The following is a 17,056-nucleotide window of genomic DNA, read 5'->3' on the forward strand; positions in this document are numbered from 1 at the left end:
ACTCAAAATAGATTGTTGCTATCATATATCGGATAATTATTAGAGTCAACCCTCTTTTTTCAAATAATTTATCAATTATGAATTGTAGTTAATTTTGTATCCGCTTACATCCTTGACAGTCTGCATTTTGCTAAATATATGACACTTTTAAAATATTTTTTATTCATGACGTCAGCTCTAAGTTTTGAACCTTCATTCATTGAATTTATCAATCCGCCAGCCAGTTTTTTTCACATAGACATAGTTGACTGTAAACTTTTCAGCTGTTCGGGTATCCCCGATCGGGACTGTCAATTCGAATGTCATTTTTTTGCCCTTCGATTTCATTTCCCTCGCTGTCGCAATCTCCCATAATAAAAGTGATTCCTCTTCAACTTCTGTTTCCGGCTGTCCCAACTTTTTTTCATGCTTGATAATACCGTTTTTATGGATGAACTTTTTAGCTTTTTTCTTTGTCACAAACTTCCGTAGTTCCGCTTTCAGCTTTTTCTTCGAATCCAAATGCCCTGCCAAATAGCGATACTCCTCGTGTTTATACATAAAAGTCGTATACTCGCTTTCCTTATACATACCACCGGCCAGTATGAGATTTTCCATTTCCACCCAAGCGGTTGCCAATTCTATTGCACTTTTCGGCGTTAATGCTGTTCGGTTTGTCGAATCTTTTCCACAGGCGGACAATACGAGTACTACCGTCAAAATGAATGCAACGTACATTCTTTTATTTACCAACTCACAACCTCCTGACGAACTGATACTTTAACGTATGAGAAATTGGAGGATCAAATACGCCTATCTACTTAAATGCCAAGGGTAAAACTTGCAAGAATACCTCGCAATTTGAATACAATTACAGTGAATTTCAGTATTTATGCATGAAAAATTGTACAGTTTCAAAAAAATCTTTCGACAAATTTCGCGGTTTCTCTACTTGTGGATAACTTTGTCCACGTTATACACATTGCCCCATGCGCATTAACAGCTTTACACACAAGTTAACCACAACTTATCCACGGTTAACTGTGGATAAGAGAACGATTGTTCTAAAAATAAAAGTTTGATATTGTATACATACCGAATCTTTATCGTATGCATTTAAAAACTTTTTTATGAAGGAGTCTATGCAATGTCAAGAATGTCGGACGAGTTACTGGTCGAAGCCTATGAACAAGCAGTCGTACTGAATCTCTGTCCCGGATTTATCCTATTATTGGAAAAAGAAATTCAACGCCGCTCATTACAACTTGACATAGAACACTGCGAAAGCACTCTGAAGAGCTCATCCTTTCAATGAAGGACAAGCTCTTTTTTTTGATGAAGTTTCACTTAAATATCACAACATTCAACCGATATATAGAGTAGGGATCAGTTCGATTGGAGGGGCAAAATTGATTAAAAGAATATTAAGTATGTTCGTCATCGCTTTCTTTTTAGGCAGCACCATGCTTTCCGCGGAAGCTGCAACCTATACTGAAAACAGAATTATCTTCGGAACCTTACAGTATTTAGATAAAAATGGCAGATATCTTACAATAAAAAGAGATAATGGCAGACTTGAAAACTACTATTTCCATCGTCAGACACTTATTATTAACGACAAAGGAGCTGCTGGATTAAGCGCTCTAATAGAAGGAGATCGTCTCAGACTTCAATTTACCGAACCTAATTCATCACGTATGGACAAAGTGGAAGTGTTAAATGAAGGAAAGGAGATAGAGTCGATCCGTAAGGGAAAGATCCACCAATTGGATGCCTTATCGGGGAAAATCAGGTTGAGCGACAGTAGTAAATACACTCATTACTCTTGGGGTTACCAGTCCTATTATAATAGAAACAGTAGTTTTCAATTATCGAAAGACGCATTAATTTATTACGGTGAACGGCTATTAGATAGCTCCGATTTCCGCTATTTTTCTAAGTTTGATGCTTTTTTCGTAACAAGCATAAGTCATAAGAATGAAATTGTTCAGCGTGTCATCATTAACCGTAACAGCGGAAAAGATTTGCAAGAAGAAATTACTTCGTTCAATGAACGTCAACAATTCATCGAGTTAAAATCTTCCGGAAAAGTTAATTTCCACGAAGGCACTATTTTCATTCGCAATAATCGAATAGTCGATCCAGTCAGTATTATGAAAGGCGATAAAGCTTTCATCGCAACTGACAACATCGATGGAAAGCTCTATGCAAGCATCGTTTACATTACAAATTAATGAGGAAAAGGTGAGATCAAGCATATATGATGAATTCCAATAAATCCAAGTTACTAGTTTTCTTCGGCATCGCATTCATTTCATTCATAATCTGGACGGATCGGGTGGAAGCAAGGCCACCCGATTATAATGGCGGAGTCATGAATGAATATACATATGAAGAAGTTTTCTTTTTGGAAAGCTACCCTATCACGTTTAGCGGCAAGCCAGTTGTGACAGAAAGAATCGCCAAAGATAAGATCACTACGACCTATCGCTTCAATTTATCAAGTAAGAATGGCGACAAATTGGTTCGCAACGTTGTTTATGAAACGACATTTGACAATCGGACAGACAAAGGGCAATCCACTTCCCGGACAACTGTTAAAAGTTATACTGAAAAAATAACAACTACAACGAATACAATAATCACATTGGATGATATTCAATTTACACAGTCAACGGTCATCGATCATCGGGCAGCTTCCGATTTTTATTCAGGGGATTTGATCGCCACTAAAAGATATATCGTCACAAGACCTTCAATCCCATTGGCAGCGGATGAGCTGATCACTGTTCATATGACGGGCCGTAATGTTGGATATGAAAATTTCTGGGGCGCGACGGAAACACAAATCATCGACTACGAAATCATAGGGAATAACGGCACGACACTTGTTACAAGCAAAGTTTCAGATAGCACGACGAAGAAACTTGAATACCGTCCGCACGACCCGACGTTATCAAGCTTCTCAGGCGGGCATGTCATCATTGTAAATTCGGATATGGTTAGTGAATACACGTATTCCTACCCGTATTACCTTAGAACCGGGACTATGGAGCTTTCCAAACAAAATACGCCTACACTACAAAGATTGATTGTCCCTAAGTTCCAAGACCTAACGAATCACTGGGCAAGGAATTCGATTGAAAAACTGTACTCCATCGGGGTATTCGATGAGTCCGCCGACAAATTTCGACCAGGCGCAATCATGACACGCTATGATTTTACAATTGGCGTTTTAAAAGCGGTCGATACTCGGGTAACGGAAAACACTACTAAAAAAGCATCTACCAAATCCATTTTCAAAGATGTATCCGCGAAAGATAAAGGTTATATGTATATCGAAAGTGCGGTTAACCAAGGAATCATCAACGGATTCACAGAAGAGCTGTTCAAACCGGATGACCCATTGACACGGGCACAAGCAGCAGCGGTTCTCGTCAGGGCACTCGGAATGGAAGGACGGGCACCGACTTTCGCATATAGTAAATTCGCTGACGATAGGAGCATTCCAGCATGGGCACGGAATAGTGCATACGTCGCAAATGAACTTGGCATCATCCAAGGGGACGCCAATCGTAGATTCAACGCACAACAGCATCTGACAAGAGCTGAGGCATCCGCCATGCTCCAACGATTCGTCGACTTCCTTGAAGATAACTTGCAGAAAAACTATCGGGATGACGTCCTGAATTTGAACTAAACCTCCTATTGTGGGAGGTTTTTTTTCTTCTGTCTGAACGAATTATGGTACAATTCATGTATGAAAAAAATAGCAGCGTTTTTAATTATCATTGGAATTCTATTTGTCTCTTCCGGTCAAACCTATGAACAACAATCACTTATCCCATCTCTAAGAAAATGGCTTCCCAACCAACCAATGTACTCCTTACTTGAAAAACTTCAAATCCCTTATTGGGGCAGGATCATTTCAATAGAAGAAAGGGGCTATTATCATTTTGTCGAATTTCTTCTTAGAAAAAGCGCACATTTCTTGATCTTCGGCTGCCTCGCTGTCGTAATTTATTGGATGCTGTCGAAAAAAGCATCCGGCGTACTCCGGTTTTTCTTAGCCCTTTTATGTACCGCACTTCTTGCAGGTTTAGATGAATATCACCAATCCTTAACAGGAGGAAGAACACCTACCATGCAAGATGTTATTCTCGATTTATCAGGTGCATTTACTTTCCTACTTGTCGTACAGATTTTTATTTTGATCAAAAGCAAATGGAAAAAGCATCGGACTTAACTCCCTATGGATAGGGGGTTATTTTTTTATGTTAGCAGGACATATCAACGAGAACTCTTCAATGATAAAGGAGAACTCCAGGCACTTTAACGAGAACTCTTCGAGGATAAAGGAGAACTCCAGGCGCTTTAACGAGAACTCTTCAATGATAAAGGAGAACTCCAGGCACTTTAACGAGAACTCTTCGAGGATAAAGGAGAACTCCAGGCACTTTAACGAGAACTCTTCGACGATAAAGGAGAACTCCAGGCAGTTTAACGAGAACTCTTCGAGGATAAAGGAGAACTCCAGGCACTTTAACGAGAACTCCTCAGCGATAAAGGAGAACTCCAGGCACTTTAACGAGAACTTCTTGATGCTAAAGGAGAACTCCCACGCCCCCTCAATAAAAAAAAGATTCCAAGAGCAATTCCCCCTCTTAGAATCTCACAAAACATTCATTCCCCCGCCGAGAGTCTACCAATCACTTCCGCCAACAAATGCGTTCTTTCGAGAAGTGATGGAATCTCCAAATATTCCTGGTCACTATGAGCATTTCCACCGATAGGTCCTAACCCATCGATTGTCGGAATCCCCATCGCTGAAGTGAAGGATGCATCCGATCCGCCGCCTGTTGAGACATCGGTGATTTCAATTCCCAACCCGGCACCTGTTTCCTTTATGATTTCCAACAACTCAATCGTTTGCTCATTTTTCACCATTGGAGGACGATTAATGCCGCCTTCAAGGGTAATAGTAGTTCCGGGAACATCAGAAGTTGTACAGATTTCCCGAATCATTGCGTCGATTACTTCGGCTTGCTCAGCATATCTGATTCGCACATCGACATGTCCAGCAGCGGTCGGAGCAACCGTGTTCACCGATTCGCCCCCCTCAATAATACCGACGCTAACGCTGACTCCCTCGTCATGATTTGTCAGTGCATGCAGTTTAATGATTTTATGGGCTAACTCGCCTATCGCGCTAATCCCATTTTGAGGTTCAATTCCTGAGTGTGCGGCTTTTCCTGTGACGTAAACGGAATAACGCCCCACTCCACGCCTCGCAGTTACTAACGAGCCATCTTTTCGGGCAGGCTCCATGATTAACGCATACTTCTTCCCCTCGGCACACTTCTCAATTATCGGCCGTGACGTTTCGGATCCGGTTTCTTCATCACCATTCAACACTATCTGAACACTCTCAAGTGCCCTAAGATTCTTTTCTTTCAGCGCCTTCATCGCGTACAAAAGTGCGACTTGGCTACCTTTCATATCAATGACCCCAGGTCCATATGCCTTGTCTCCTTCTATCTTGAACGGCCGTTCTTTCGCAGTGCCAACACGGAAAACGGTATCCATGTGCGCTACAAGGAGGATGGATGGATTTTCTCCATATGTGATTACCATATTATTTCCACTCGTAGACTCTTCAACTACCTCTGTGGAAAACCCTAATTCTTCATAGAGCTCTTTCAATATCCCGCCCACTTCATCGATTCCTTCTTTATGAGTTGAGCCGGAGTCAATATTCACAAGCCGTTCAAGCAGTCCTATCATTTCATCCTTCTTCGTTTGCAAAAATCCCTTCACGTTCCCCAATCCCTTCCCTGCCTAAGTTGCCACTATTTAAAGGATAGTGGCAAGCGGTATAATGTCCTTCTTCTATTTCTATTCCTACAAACACCCAATTCCCTATTGGGCGAATTATATCAAATTGTAACTGAATCGTCAGAATTGCACAATGTCTATTATTTGAATATAGTTAATCGTCTTAACTAATCTATAATCATAGTTTTTTCATCAGAAAACTTACAAAGACGCATAAAACCATAAAAAGAAGCATAATTCACCCCCAAAACGCATAATCCCTTCTAAAAACGCATAAACACACGCAAATGTCCATAAATCGCCAGAATGACGCATAAACCGCATTTTTCCCGCAAACACCAAAAAAACAGCCCAAGGAAGTCACCTCCCCGGGCCGTTTTCATCAAGAAGCTCTTCTTATATTATTTTCCGAGTTAGTACTATCTTTTTTCCAAATCAATTTCACCCACTCCGGATGGTCGATGAAAGGATTGCGGTTGCCCTGCCATTGTTCGATTACATTATTGCGGTTCATCTCAAACGCATCGACTGGATCCATTTCATGCCATTCTAACAGAACCGATAGTTTACCGTGGTATGGGTTGCTGCCGTTATTCAACAGTTCATTCAGTTCTAAATCCACACGGTCGCCTGCTTCATAACGGGTTGCCATGTAGAACAGCATCCGTGCTACATCACCTTTTACTCGATCGGGCGGCTCCCATGAATTTGCTGTTCTAAAACAGCCATCACAGCCTTTCACTGCACTCCCGCCATAGTCGAAATCGAGATTGCCGCGTGAACTGTTCACCTGGACATCAGTAGGACGTAAATGATGGATATCCGTTCCGGGTCCTTTGCTCGTACCGAAATTCCCATGCGATTTTGCCCAAACATGCTCCCTGTTCCAATCGCCGACATTTCCTCCGTTACGATCCTTTGAACGTGATTCGCCTGAATAGAACAGGATAACATTGTCCGGATTGTTCGGATCCTTGTCGGTTTCCTTTAACGCCTCCCAAACTTCCGCATAGGAAAGCTGGCGATGATTTGAAATGATTTCATGAAGAGCATCTTTCAGTGCCTGCCCTTCCTTTCCGATTGCATTCTTGTAATAACCGTCACCCGGAATGTCAACGTCCGCTTTAGTAACAGTCACTGTAAAGCTTGCCGTAACCGACTTATTTCCATCCGTTGCAGTTACCCCAACGATATGGCTTCCTTCTTCAAGTGTCAGTGTAAGGTCGCCTTTATTCACTGTCCCTTTTGTTGCAGTATACGTTAGCTTGTCGCCATCAGGGTCGCTGAAATGCTCAGAGAGGGCGATTGAAATCGTCTCGCCAGCTTTCACTTCCATGTTCGAGATTGGCTTAGAAATTACTGGAGCATTATTCTCGGTTGGAACGCCGATTCGCTTCCCTTTTGAGTTGTAAAATATGACTTCAGTAGGGTCAGCCCCTTTAATAAATTCAATTCGCCCGATGTTTTCGGCGCCTCTTATCTCGAGTGGGTGTTTGCCCTCCACAATGACATGTCCCATCTTGGTGCCTTTCATATCTACAATTAGACCCTTTTTCTTCGGCTGTAAGATAACGGTATTCGTCTTGAACCCTTCACCCGTTAACTCTGCATAGTCCCCTTTCAAGTATATGCCATCTTTCAATGATGACTGTCCATCCATATAAACCGCAACACTTGGTTCCGCAATCATCACTTGCTTTTTATGATAATTAACAAGGTTATACACTTTTTTAATTGGAACTGGCTCCCAAACTACCGGGGCAACGAAACCGATCTGTACCATGACTGGATCATGATCGCTTGCACGTCCCGCCATATCCGTGAAGTCCGCATTGATGTGTAAAATATCTATTTCTGTTTCATCAACCAAATTATTCGACACTAAAATATGATCTAACACTTGCGAGTTACCTTGGTACACGTATGAGTATCTGTCTGCCAAATCGACATGATTGATCATATTCGTCATAAGATCGCCTTCATGGATTTTCAATGCTGCTGTAAATTGGAAGTCATTGAAATCGCCAAGGGAAACGATATTCGCATCGGGATTATCGGTCTTAATGTCAGAGATGAAATCATATACAAGCTTCGCGATTTGTTTGCGTTGCACTTCGCTTCCATAGACCGGCGGCTGCTTTGAACCGAATAGTGGTGTATCCCCCGTTTTTGAGTTCCAATGGTTCGCAATCACGACAATGGACTCCCCTTGGAAATCAAATTGTGCCGCCAACGGTTTACGGCTACTTTCGAATGCCGGGTCAGTCGGGGAAATCCGTCCAGGATTCAGCGTCAATTTGCCGTTTTCATATCCCACAGCTGTCGTCGCATCTCCATACGGAATTCCTTCCGTCAATGAAACCCTTGCTGGATTATATAGGAATCCAACTCGGATATTCGCATTCGGCTGTCCTCCGTCATCATTATTCACCGGGTCGATATTGACGTATTCATATCGAACACCTCCTGCATCGACAATTGCTTGGATCAGACGCTCATAACTTTGATTCGCCTTCGAATCACCTGCATCTGGCCCATTATTATCTTGCACTTCCGTCACACCGATAATATCTGGACTCTGCATATCGATTGCGAATGCTCGTGCCAGTTTTTTCGCTTTATCATTCGAAGTGGTTTTTGTATTGTTCGAGAAGTTTTCCAAGTTATACGAAGCGATTGTTAACTTGTCCTCTGCTTTCACAATCGTAGTCTTCTCAGGAACCGCATCCCCTTTTGTATGCCTTTGCTGCATGTCATTCAAGGAAACGTAGATTTTATAGTTTTGGAATGAATAGCCGACAACACCTGTTATTGGACCATCGAATCGATCGCCCGTCGCTACTTCAAAATCACGTGCGGGCCCGTTCGGTTCCAACCGGAATTGAACTCGGTCCGCGTTCCCGTCATCTTCTGTTAATAAAACCCCACCATTAATTGTGTCTGTCGTTGCATGTTCAAATACCGTAACAAGGTCACCATGTTCCTGAGGTCCGACTGTTTTTACATTGCCAACTTGGACAAGCATTGCTTCACGGCTTTCCCAGAAATCGGCAGCATATGTCACAGGATCGAATTCTTCGAACTGGTAGCTTGCGATTTTCTCGTTCGGTAAATTCTTTTCATTAATAATGAAAGGAGTTGGAAGCGGAACGTTGCGCTCAAGAATCTTCACTTTGCCGCCTTGGTCATCACGCACATTTATCTGTGTCGTTTTCAAGTCCGTTTCCTGGCGGTCAGCATACCCGTCAATCGCATACTCACTTACTTTTCCAGTGACTGAAACCAAATCCCCGATTGAAAGATTCCAGGCATCTCTCCCGCTGTAAAGGACAATCGCTTCTGACGTGTTCAAATTGCCATCGCGTTTTTCATCCGGTGTTTGGATATGGTAATAGGTCGATCCATTCAATTCATATTTATACGTGACAATCCCTTCAATTCCTTCCACGACTTGACCGTCAAAAGGTGATACATGCCCCTCTCCTTGAATATCATGGATTTGTAAACTTTCCGTAATGGTGTAATTGAAAGTCGCCACATTACCATACCGGCCGTCGCTCGTTTTCACGACAGCTTTGATCGTCACGTCTTCCCTTACATCAATTGGCGTAGCGTATGTTGCACCATTTTCAATCGGATTCATGCCGTTTAGTGTATATAGAATTTCAGAATCAGGCGTTCCTGTAGACAATGAAACCTTCACACCACCAACAAATGTACCACTGCTCGGATTCGCAATCACTGGCTGAATGACTGAACTGTCAACGATGATATCCATCGTCGAGCGGGGGATGATCTGGTAATCATTATCGAATTGCTGAACGATACCTGTAATCGAGTCATACGTTGTCCCGACAATCAGTCCAAGTGATGCCGTTTCATCACGAACGATGAATTCATGCCCATCTGTTGCTAAATAATTTGCCCAGCCACTTCCGGCTTGAACATCCGACAGGATTGCATTATGCACAGTGACAAGCTGTGATTCTACCTCTTCACCAACTTCAGCCCCTGTAATCACTTTAGGTGCCGGGTCTCCTGCCATTTTATTTATTTCGACGACGGATGCGCCATCCAACTGCAATAATCCCCGATAATCGGCAAGGGTTCCTTTCAATGTCACTTCATCGCCAATTGAAACAGGCAAACTTGTTGGACGAACTGCAATTCCACCCGTTTCGTCCTGAATTGAAATGGTGTTTTTCAAGTTGGCAGCAACGATGCCTTTAATTGTAACCGTCTGACCAAGAGCCTTGGAACGCGCGTCTGCAATTGTTAAAATATCCTTAGGCTCTTCAGGATTTCCGGGTTCACCCGGGTTCGTGCCATCCATTTCATGTGACCCTAAATAATCGAATGTGTCCTTCGGGTAAACGTTCCATTCATCATCCCGATTAAATGCATCATTCGGAACCGAATCCCCGCTTGAAATCGTAGCTTTTCGGACGAGTGTAACATCTGTTCCCCAGTTGCTCCGTATCCCAACTTGTCCGAAAGAATCAATAACCTTATCCTCTTTTTTAAGTACAAGCGCATCATCGCCATTGAAATTGATGACGCTCGTATTTTCAAGATTACCCTTATCTTTAATTTTAGCTGCTGCGTCTTTATGATATAAGACAAACGTTTCATCTGAAGCCAATGTCCCCGATAACACTAACTTTGAAGTCGCTACGGTTGCTCCATTTGCGTAAAGTTCCAGTGAATACTTACTTAAGTCCACGGTCTGTCCTGTTCCATTATAAAGCTCAACAGCCTTATTAAAACTGCTGCCTTCAACGTACTCTGATATGAACAAATCGGACACAGTCGGCTCCGCTTTTGCAATTGTCGGTAGTGATGGCACTAACATACTTACCACCAATCCAACTGCAAAAAAACTATTCAAACGCTTTCTCCATCTCTTACTTCGCATGATACCATTCTCCTCTCATCGTTAGAAATTATGGTGCTGCGCGTCATAGATCGTAAGAAAACCGCTCCTTCCACGAGATTAATAGAATTGCATATTCATACTAACATTGCCTACAACCAATGGCTATGAGACTTTTTGTAATATTTTGCTACTACTATGTATTGCTTTCGAAGTATTTTTTTCCAATGAAAGAGTGAGGTTGGTTGCAGAGAGAATATAAAAACACCCCCATTTTGGGAGTGTTAATGTTAATCTATCCAATTATACGACGACTAACTCTTCAAGTTGAACAACTTTGCCGTCCACGATATTTTGCACTTCAGTTCCATCCAAAGTTTCTTTCTGGAATAAAACATCGACCAACTCTTCAAATTGTGCAGCATTTTCTTGGATGAGCATTTCAGTTTTTTGCAACGCTTCACCGAAAATCTCCTGCATTTTCATTTCTTTCTCGCTTTTATTGAACGTCAATGTGAAGCTATCTTGGTACAAGCCAGTGTCCACCATTCGTTCAATGATGTCCTTCGCTTGTTGAACATCCCCACTGACACCGATGCTATGCTCACCAAGGTATAGTCGCTCGGCAACACCGCCCGCAAGGATCATACTCACTTGGTCCATCAATTCACTTGCTGTCTGCAAATGAAGTTCCTTCTGGATCGGAGCTACATAACCAAGTGCTTGCCCGCGTGGAATGATTGTCGCTTTACGGACGGATCCAGGTTTTGTTAACGCGGCAATCAGCGCGTGTCCTGATTCATGGATTGCAACTCTTCTTTTTGTGTCGATATCATTCAAAGCGCGTGACGTACTTCCAAGGATTGTACGGTCTATCGCAAAATCGAGATCGCCTTTGTCAATTTGTTGACGGCCGTCACGAACCGCACGTTTACTTGCCGTTTCGAATAAAGAACTAAGTTCCGCACCCGAAAATCCGGAAGTGCTTTCTGCCAATACATCAAGTGATGCATACACTTCGTCAGCAAGAAGACGGCCTTTCGTATGGATATCAATGATTTCGCGGCGGCCATTCGTATCCGGCAGCGGCACATTGAAAGTATAGTCAATACGGCCCGGACGAAGGAATGCTTCATCCAACATATCTTTACGGTTCGTCGCAGCGATGAAAAGAATTCCTTCATTATCATTGCCGCCATCCAATTGAACAAGCAGCTCCGTCAATGTTTTCTCCGATTCTTCCCCGCCATGCTCTTTTCGTTTACCCGCAAGTGCATCGACTTCATCGATGAAAATGACTGCCGGACGATGTTTCCGCGCATTTTGGAATAAAGTACGTACACGGGATGCACCGACACCTACAAATAACTCCGTGAACGCTGAACCGCTTGATGAATAGAAAGTCGCTCCGATTTCATGCGCAATCGCTTGAGCAAGCAATGTTTTACCAGTTCCGGGAGGTCCGTACAATAAAAGCCCTTTTGGTGCCTGAATCCCTAATTGTTTGGCACGCACCGGATCTTTAATAATCGACAATGTTTGGTGAATTTCATCTTTCATTTCCTCAGGAAGTCCACCGATATCATCCAATGTAATGTCCGGAAGAGGGGTAGCTTTTGACGTCCCATTCTTCATTGAAGAAATGCCTGCACCTAACTTCCCTTTTTTATGAAGGATCAACAGCGTGAAGAAGGCGACGATGATCAAACCACCAATAATCACTCCACTGTATTGGCTATTATCTACAAATTTATATGAAAGGTTATATTGTTCCACTAATTGTTCAGCAAGTTGGCTTTGCGGACGAACTTGTGTAACGAACAGTCCGGCATCTGTTTGCAAATACAATGTACCATCAGCCTTTTCCCTTAAAGCCAACTGTTGGCCATCTTGGGCCTGGATCGTCTTCTCAAATTCCGAAAACGATACGTTCATCCCCTTATTTGCACCCGAAATATAAAATCCGACACTTGTTACAATCCCAATGGCTAAGACGACAAGGACGACAATCTTCGTTGCAAATTTCGAAATAGGCTTCAAGCCATCCCCAACTCCTTCAGTAAGATGTTATTATTATATAATAAAAAACAGGATATGAACAGGTAGAAATAATGACAATTGTATTTCGCTAACTTACTATCTTGTAAGCTTTTTATTGTATTTACAGTTCTACCAAAAAATGTTTTCAGAATGAAAAATTTAATAACTTTCTGTCGGGACTTCCATACCCCTTGCTTCTGACAAAGTTCTATGCTATAGTAAATCAGTTAACAAACGTAGTAACTTTTGACTTGGCATTCTACGTACTGTTTTTGAGGACACTTATTCACACTGGCGCGGCTAAAGGGTCGCAAGGACGCAAGAGTCGGTAGGGCTTGCGTTGCTTAAGGATAGAAGACATCCAGTGGAAAATGACCGCGGCATTGATCATTTTCACTAAGATTCGAATCACGAATTTATAAGATGAACACTAACATAAAAAAAGTTACTATAATTCAAAGGGTTGCTTCCAAATACGGGAGCAACCCTTATCCAATTTCTTCGAACAAAAAAACGGCCGAATGGACCTTAACGCCCATTCAGCCGCTTTTCTTCTTCCTTCATTGCCTCTATCTTAATCTTCCCGTTTGATTTGCGAATCGTCTCTGCATTTCTTCTATGCTCATCCGCAGTACCTAACATATAGATGACTTGAATCATTGTGTAATCCCTCCAATCCTTGTTGCTCCTTATATAGTATGTACTGAAAAAAGAAAGGATACACATTGATTAAATATAATACTTTTCTGAAATTGTGGATAATTGCAATGAGTCGAACTTGTTGATTTACCCTTATTTCCTCTATGTAACTCTCCTGTAATATATTTGTAATTTAATTGCCCCCGTCCTGTAATGTTTAGTCTTTACAATAAACAATGTGATCAAAACAAAAGCGAAAGGCGTCTGTAGCCTCGACGTCATATATAAAAATAAAAAGCCATATAGATCAGTGGTAGATAGGGGAAAGCATGAAGAAAGTTGCTTTATCGTTAATCGTAGCAGGTTCATTGGCATTTGGAATTACAACTGGAGATGCAGAAGCAAGTTCGCCAGCATCCCAATCCGTATCAGTAAATAATGGCACGTATACAACAGCATATAATGTAAATATTCGTTCCGAAGCAGGAACTAAGAGTAAAATTGTTTTATTAGCGAAAAAAGGTACGAAAGTTTCCGTCGTTGGACAAAAGAATGTTGGAAAAGAAGTTTGGTATAACGTTAAAGTGAATGGCAAAACAGGCTGGGCACTTAGCACGTTATTAACAAAAAACAGTGTAGCTGCAAAAACAGCAAGCAATGAAAAAGTTGTTCAAAAAGCAAAGGCATTGACAGGCATTCCTTACCGATTCGGGGGCACATCCACGAAAGGATTCGATTGCAGCGGGTTTGTCCAATACGTCTACAAACAATCCGGCAAATCGGTTGCCCGTGATACGTTGGGTCAATTTGCACAATCTAAAAAAGTGAGTGAACCAAAACCTGGCGACTTGGTATTCTTCCAAAATACATACCGCAAAGGCATTTCACATGTCGGTATTTATGTCGGTAACAACAAATTCGTTCATGCTGGCGGTAAACAATCACAAATCGTAAGTTTGAGCAATAGTTACTGGAAGTCAAAATTCCATAGTTTCAAAAGATTGTAAGAACACACCCGAAAAAAAGATGTAAATGAAAAACGCCGGTACGCAATTTGTACCAGGCGTTTTTATTATACGATTCGAAAGTTCCTCTTGCTACGATTGGCATGTGGCCAGGTTTGCAGAAATTGATTCGTCCGTGATCTTCCTATTTCCATGAGAGCGTCTTTTTGTTCGTCCTCCATATTGAACTGTGTGGCACTGTATTGTTCAACAGGGATGAAAATAATATCTTTCTCGTGTTTACGTGAGATGTATCGTTCGTCATGTGCGTTTTTCATTGTGGAGAACAGTGCTTCAAATAAGTTGAGTGCATTTGTAATTTCCTTGCCACCCATTTCTTTACTGTTAGAGCTCAATTTCATACCGATCAGCGGCCGTTCCCTCTTCCCTTCCGCGTTGTCAAAAATCCACATCGGGAAATTGCTGAGAACTCCGCCATCCACAACGATTGTTTCGCCTGACGGTGCCCTGAAACGTACTGGCTCGAAAAAAAATGGGATATTGCAACTCATTCGAAGTGCTCTTGCAATTGGAAACATCCCTGGTTCTATCCCATAATGCACGAGATCATCCGGCAAAACGATCATCTTGCCATGCGTTAAATCCGATGCAACCAATTTTAGTGATCCAGGAGGCAAATCTGAAAACGTATAAAGCCCTTTCTCCGAAAGCTTATCGAAAAACCAATCCTCTAAAGCTTTTCCTTGATATAGTCCCATGCGCCGATACAATCCTATCCATTTCATGAACGGGAATGGAATGATCGTCTTACGCGGATCCAACAGAGACTCTAAATTTTCCTCCTGCATCATCACCTCAATTTCCTTGCCCGTATACCCTGCCGCGATGAAACTTGCAATGATCGCACCGGCACTCGTTCCCGCCACCCGCTTAAAACGATAACCTTGCTCTTCCAACACTTGGTACGCACCGACCAAAGCGAAACCCTTCAATCCGCCACCAGCAAACACCCCATCTATAAACACAGCATCCCTCCCACGGCGTTGTTACACTATAATATTCAGAAGCGTAATGTATAAGTTCCTATTCGATGAATCGGGGCAACAACTGATAAGGAAATCCATACTATTTAGAGCTAATATGCCCTATTACTATTAGCAAAAAATGTTTTCATATTTTCCAATACGGGTATTTGATTAATCATCACGGACAAAAGGAGGCAATCTACATGATGGATAAGAAATTTGTAGGTATGTACCATGATGACTCGGAATTATTGGAGAAGATAGATCAATTGAAATCCCAAGGTTTCGAAGGCGAGAACATTTACGTGATAGCTGTGGACAATAATGATGTAAGGATGTTTCAAGGGATGAAATACGGTGATGTAAAAACAACGCCAGATTCTTGGTTCAATCGTTTCATCGATTTCCTTACTGGTGAGGATCATGTCCGAAGCATGCTCCAAGAGGTCGGTGTTTCCGAAGGAGAAATGGATAATTATTATACTGAAATTAAGGCCGGCGGGAAGTTGCTTTACGTTGACCAAGGCGAAGTGAATCTTTTCAATACACATCATGCCCGTAACAGTTTCGGTGTATCGGATGCAGGAGCAGATCCTAATTTAGGGGCAAATCGGGTTTCAGATTTCGAATCGAATGAATTGTATTCGAATAACTATTCATCTGGAGCTTTCCAGGATTCGTTTTTATACGAAGGAACGGATACGAATTTTGGACGTGTAGGCGGTGAAGCGGTGAACAGCAATTGGGACACCGAGAACGAGATACAAAAAGAGAAGATGCGTCTACGCGAAGAACGACTTACCGTAGATAAGGAAGAAGTTGAAAGAGGCGAGGTTTCCCTTCATAAAGATGTCGTGGAGGAGGAACAATCCTTTGATGTGCCTGTAGAGCGCGAAGAAGTTTTTGTCGAACGCCGCCCTGTCAATGAATACGATACGAATGAAAGTGACTTCAAAATGATGCAGGACGATCAAACGATCCGTGTTCCAATTTCGGAAGAAAGACTTGAAGTGACTAAAAAACCATATGTTACTGAGGAAATTGTAATCGGAAAACGGAAAGTCGAAGATACTGAAACTGTCAACGAAACACTCAAACGCGAGGAAGCACATTTTGAAAAAGATTTAGAATTTGATATACAAGAAGAGTTTATTGACGAACCTACATTGCGAAGTAAAAGAGATTTTGAATAATAATTGAAAGACCCGCAAGGCTGGACACTGCTTTGCGGGTCTTTTCACACTCTGTCCGTTGGGGTGAGACAGAGATGACATATTAAGGAAAAGGGTGAATTTGCTTTGATAGCGTAATAGATTGCGAAATTGTACATTGCTAGTGGTAGATGAATTTCAGATATTTTTACGATATAACTTTGACAAGTTGACACGTTCAATTATAAGAATGAAGGGATTGAGCTGACTGGATGCTATCTCAGCCCGGGTTTTTCGGATTTCATAATTCAAATAGAGAGATTTTATTGCTGTCTGCGACGACAGTTTTTTAGGGATTTTTATATGGGTTGCCTGTCCATGGCAAGTCCCTAAAACGCCTAAAAAGTAATTTGGGAGGTGCTGTTGTAGTCAACAATGGGTGTTGCTCCGATTAGTGTCGTGTATTTTTTCATATTAAATTATGATTGATGGAACTTATCAGCTGCTATTTTATGTCACCTGAGTGGTGGTGGCAATGTCAATTACAAC

Annotated in this window: 13 protein-coding genes; 7 read left to right on the forward strand and 6 right to left on the reverse strand. The window is 42.0% G+C overall.

Annotated features, from left to right (window positions below):
* Positions 1 to 192 precede the first annotated feature (192 nt).
* Complete coding sequence (locus NSQ43_RS15025; protein ID WP_339251489.1) at positions 193 to 732, reverse strand: DL-endopeptidase inhibitor IseA family protein; 540 nt, start codon at positions 730 to 732, stop codon at positions 193 to 195.
* 394 nt (positions 733 to 1,126) lie between these two features.
* Here NSQ43_RS15025 and NSQ43_RS15030 point away from each other — a divergent pair, with 394 nt between their 5' ends.
* From NSQ43_RS15030 to NSQ43_RS15050, 5 genes are all read left to right on the forward strand, one after another.
* A complete protein-coding gene (locus tag NSQ43_RS15030) occupies positions 1,127 to 1,294 on the forward strand; it encodes a sporulation histidine kinase inhibitor Sda (RefSeq protein WP_339251491.1) in 168 nt (55 codons plus the stop codon).
* Between the two features lie 94 nt (positions 1,295 to 1,388).
* A complete protein-coding gene (locus NSQ43_RS15035) occupies positions 1,389 to 2,213 on the forward strand; it encodes a hypothetical protein (RefSeq protein ID WP_339251493.1) in 825 nt (274 codons plus the stop codon).
* A gap of 26 nt (positions 2,214 to 2,239) precedes the next feature.
* Positions 2,240 to 3,679 (forward strand): S-layer homology domain-containing protein, encoded by a 1,440-nt coding sequence (locus tag NSQ43_RS15040; protein ID WP_339251495.1) that lies wholly within the window; start codon positions 2,240 to 2,242, stop codon positions 3,677 to 3,679.
* A 60-nt stretch (positions 3,680 to 3,739) separates the two neighbouring features.
* Complete coding sequence (locus tag NSQ43_RS15045) at positions 3,740 to 4,225, forward strand: VanZ family protein (RefSeq protein WP_339251496.1); 486 nt, start codon at positions 3,740 to 3,742, stop codon at positions 4,223 to 4,225.
* A gap of 28 nt (positions 4,226 to 4,253) precedes the next feature.
* Positions 4,254 to 4,772: a methyl-accepting chemotaxis protein gene (locus NSQ43_RS15050; protein WP_339251498.1), complete on the forward strand. Its 519-nt coding sequence runs from the start codon at positions 4,254 to 4,256 to the stop codon at positions 4,770 to 4,772.
* Here NSQ43_RS15050 and NSQ43_RS15055 read toward each other — a convergent pair.
* From NSQ43_RS15055 to NSQ43_RS15070, 4 genes are all read right to left on the reverse strand, one after another.
* A complete protein-coding gene (locus tag NSQ43_RS15055; RefSeq protein ID WP_339254948.1) occupies positions 4,663 to 5,796 on the reverse strand; it encodes a M20 family metallopeptidase in 1,134 nt (377 codons plus the stop codon). The genes NSQ43_RS15050 and NSQ43_RS15055 overlap by 110 nt on opposite strands.
* A 400-nt stretch (positions 5,797 to 6,196) precedes the next feature.
* On the reverse strand, positions 6,197 to 10,729 hold the full coding sequence (locus tag NSQ43_RS15060) for an endonuclease (protein ID WP_339251500.1): 4,533 nt from the start codon (positions 10,727 to 10,729) through the stop codon (positions 6,197 to 6,199).
* A 261-nt stretch (positions 10,730 to 10,990) separates the two neighbouring features.
* Positions 10,991 to 12,727, reverse strand: coding sequence for an AAA family ATPase (locus tag NSQ43_RS15065; RefSeq protein WP_339251502.1), 1,737 nt, complete (start codon positions 12,725 to 12,727; stop codon positions 10,991 to 10,993).
* Positions 12,728 to 13,255: 528 nt separating this feature from the next.
* Positions 13,256 to 13,387, reverse strand: a complete 132-nt coding sequence (locus NSQ43_RS15070; protein ID WP_339251504.1) for a hypothetical protein — start codon at positions 13,385 to 13,387, stop codon at positions 13,256 to 13,258.
* A gap of 308 nt (positions 13,388 to 13,695) precedes the next feature.
* Here NSQ43_RS15070 and NSQ43_RS15075 point away from each other — a divergent pair, with 308 nt between their 5' ends.
* On the forward strand, positions 13,696 to 14,373 hold the full coding sequence (locus NSQ43_RS15075) for an NlpC/P60 family protein (RefSeq protein ID WP_339251506.1): 678 nt from the start codon (positions 13,696 to 13,698) through the stop codon (positions 14,371 to 14,373).
* A gap of 65 nt (positions 14,374 to 14,438) precedes the next feature.
* On the opposite strand, the gene NSQ43_RS15080 is transcribed toward NSQ43_RS15075, so the two are convergent.
* Positions 14,439 to 15,356, reverse strand: coding sequence for a patatin-like phospholipase family protein (locus NSQ43_RS15080; RefSeq protein ID WP_339251508.1), 918 nt, complete (start codon positions 15,354 to 15,356; stop codon positions 14,439 to 14,441).
* Positions 15,357 to 15,559: 203 nt separating this feature from the next.
* On the opposite strand from NSQ43_RS15080, the gene NSQ43_RS15085 reads away from it, so the two are divergent.
* Positions 15,560 to 16,549, forward strand: a complete 990-nt coding sequence (locus NSQ43_RS15085; RefSeq protein ID WP_339251510.1) for a YsnF/AvaK domain-containing protein — start codon at positions 15,560 to 15,562, stop codon at positions 16,547 to 16,549.
* The last annotated feature ends 507 nt before the right edge of the window (positions 16,550 to 17,056 follow it).

Origin of the sequence: Sporosarcina sp. FSL W8-0480 (assembly GCF_037963765.1) — a bacterium.
In the GTDB taxonomy this organism is placed as follows: Bacteria; Bacillota; Bacilli; order Bacillales_A; family Planococcaceae; genus Sporosarcina.

Excerpts from the sequence above, each read along its gene's own strand:
- NSQ43_RS15030 (WP_339251491.1), top strand. The coding sequence starts at position 1,127 with ATGTCAAGAATGTCGGACGAGTTACTGGTCGAAGCCTATGAACAAGCA.
- NSQ43_RS15040 (WP_339251495.1), top strand. The coding sequence starts at position 2,240 with ATGATGAATTCCAATAAATCCAAGTTACTAGTTTTCTTCGGCATCGCA.
- NSQ43_RS15045 (WP_339251496.1), top strand. The coding sequence starts at position 3,740 with ATGAAAAAAATAGCAGCGTTTTTAATTATCATTGGAATTCTATTTGTC.
- NSQ43_RS15050 (WP_339251498.1), top strand. The coding sequence starts at position 4,254 with ATGTTAGCAGGACATATCAACGAGAACTCTTCAATGATAAAGGAGAAC.
- NSQ43_RS15060 (WP_339251500.1), bottom strand. The coding sequence starts at position 10,729 with ATGCGAAGTAAGAGATGGAGAAAGCGTTTGAATAGTTTTTTTGCAGTT.
- NSQ43_RS15070 (WP_339251504.1), bottom strand. The coding sequence starts at position 13,387 with ATGATTCAAGTCATCTATATGTTAGGTACTGCGGATGAGCATAGAAGA.
- NSQ43_RS15075 (WP_339251506.1), top strand. The coding sequence starts at position 13,696 with ATGAAGAAAGTTGCTTTATCGTTAATCGTAGCAGGTTCATTGGCATTT.
- NSQ43_RS15085 (WP_339251510.1), top strand. The coding sequence starts at position 15,560 with ATGATGGATAAGAAATTTGTAGGTATGTACCATGATGACTCGGAATTA.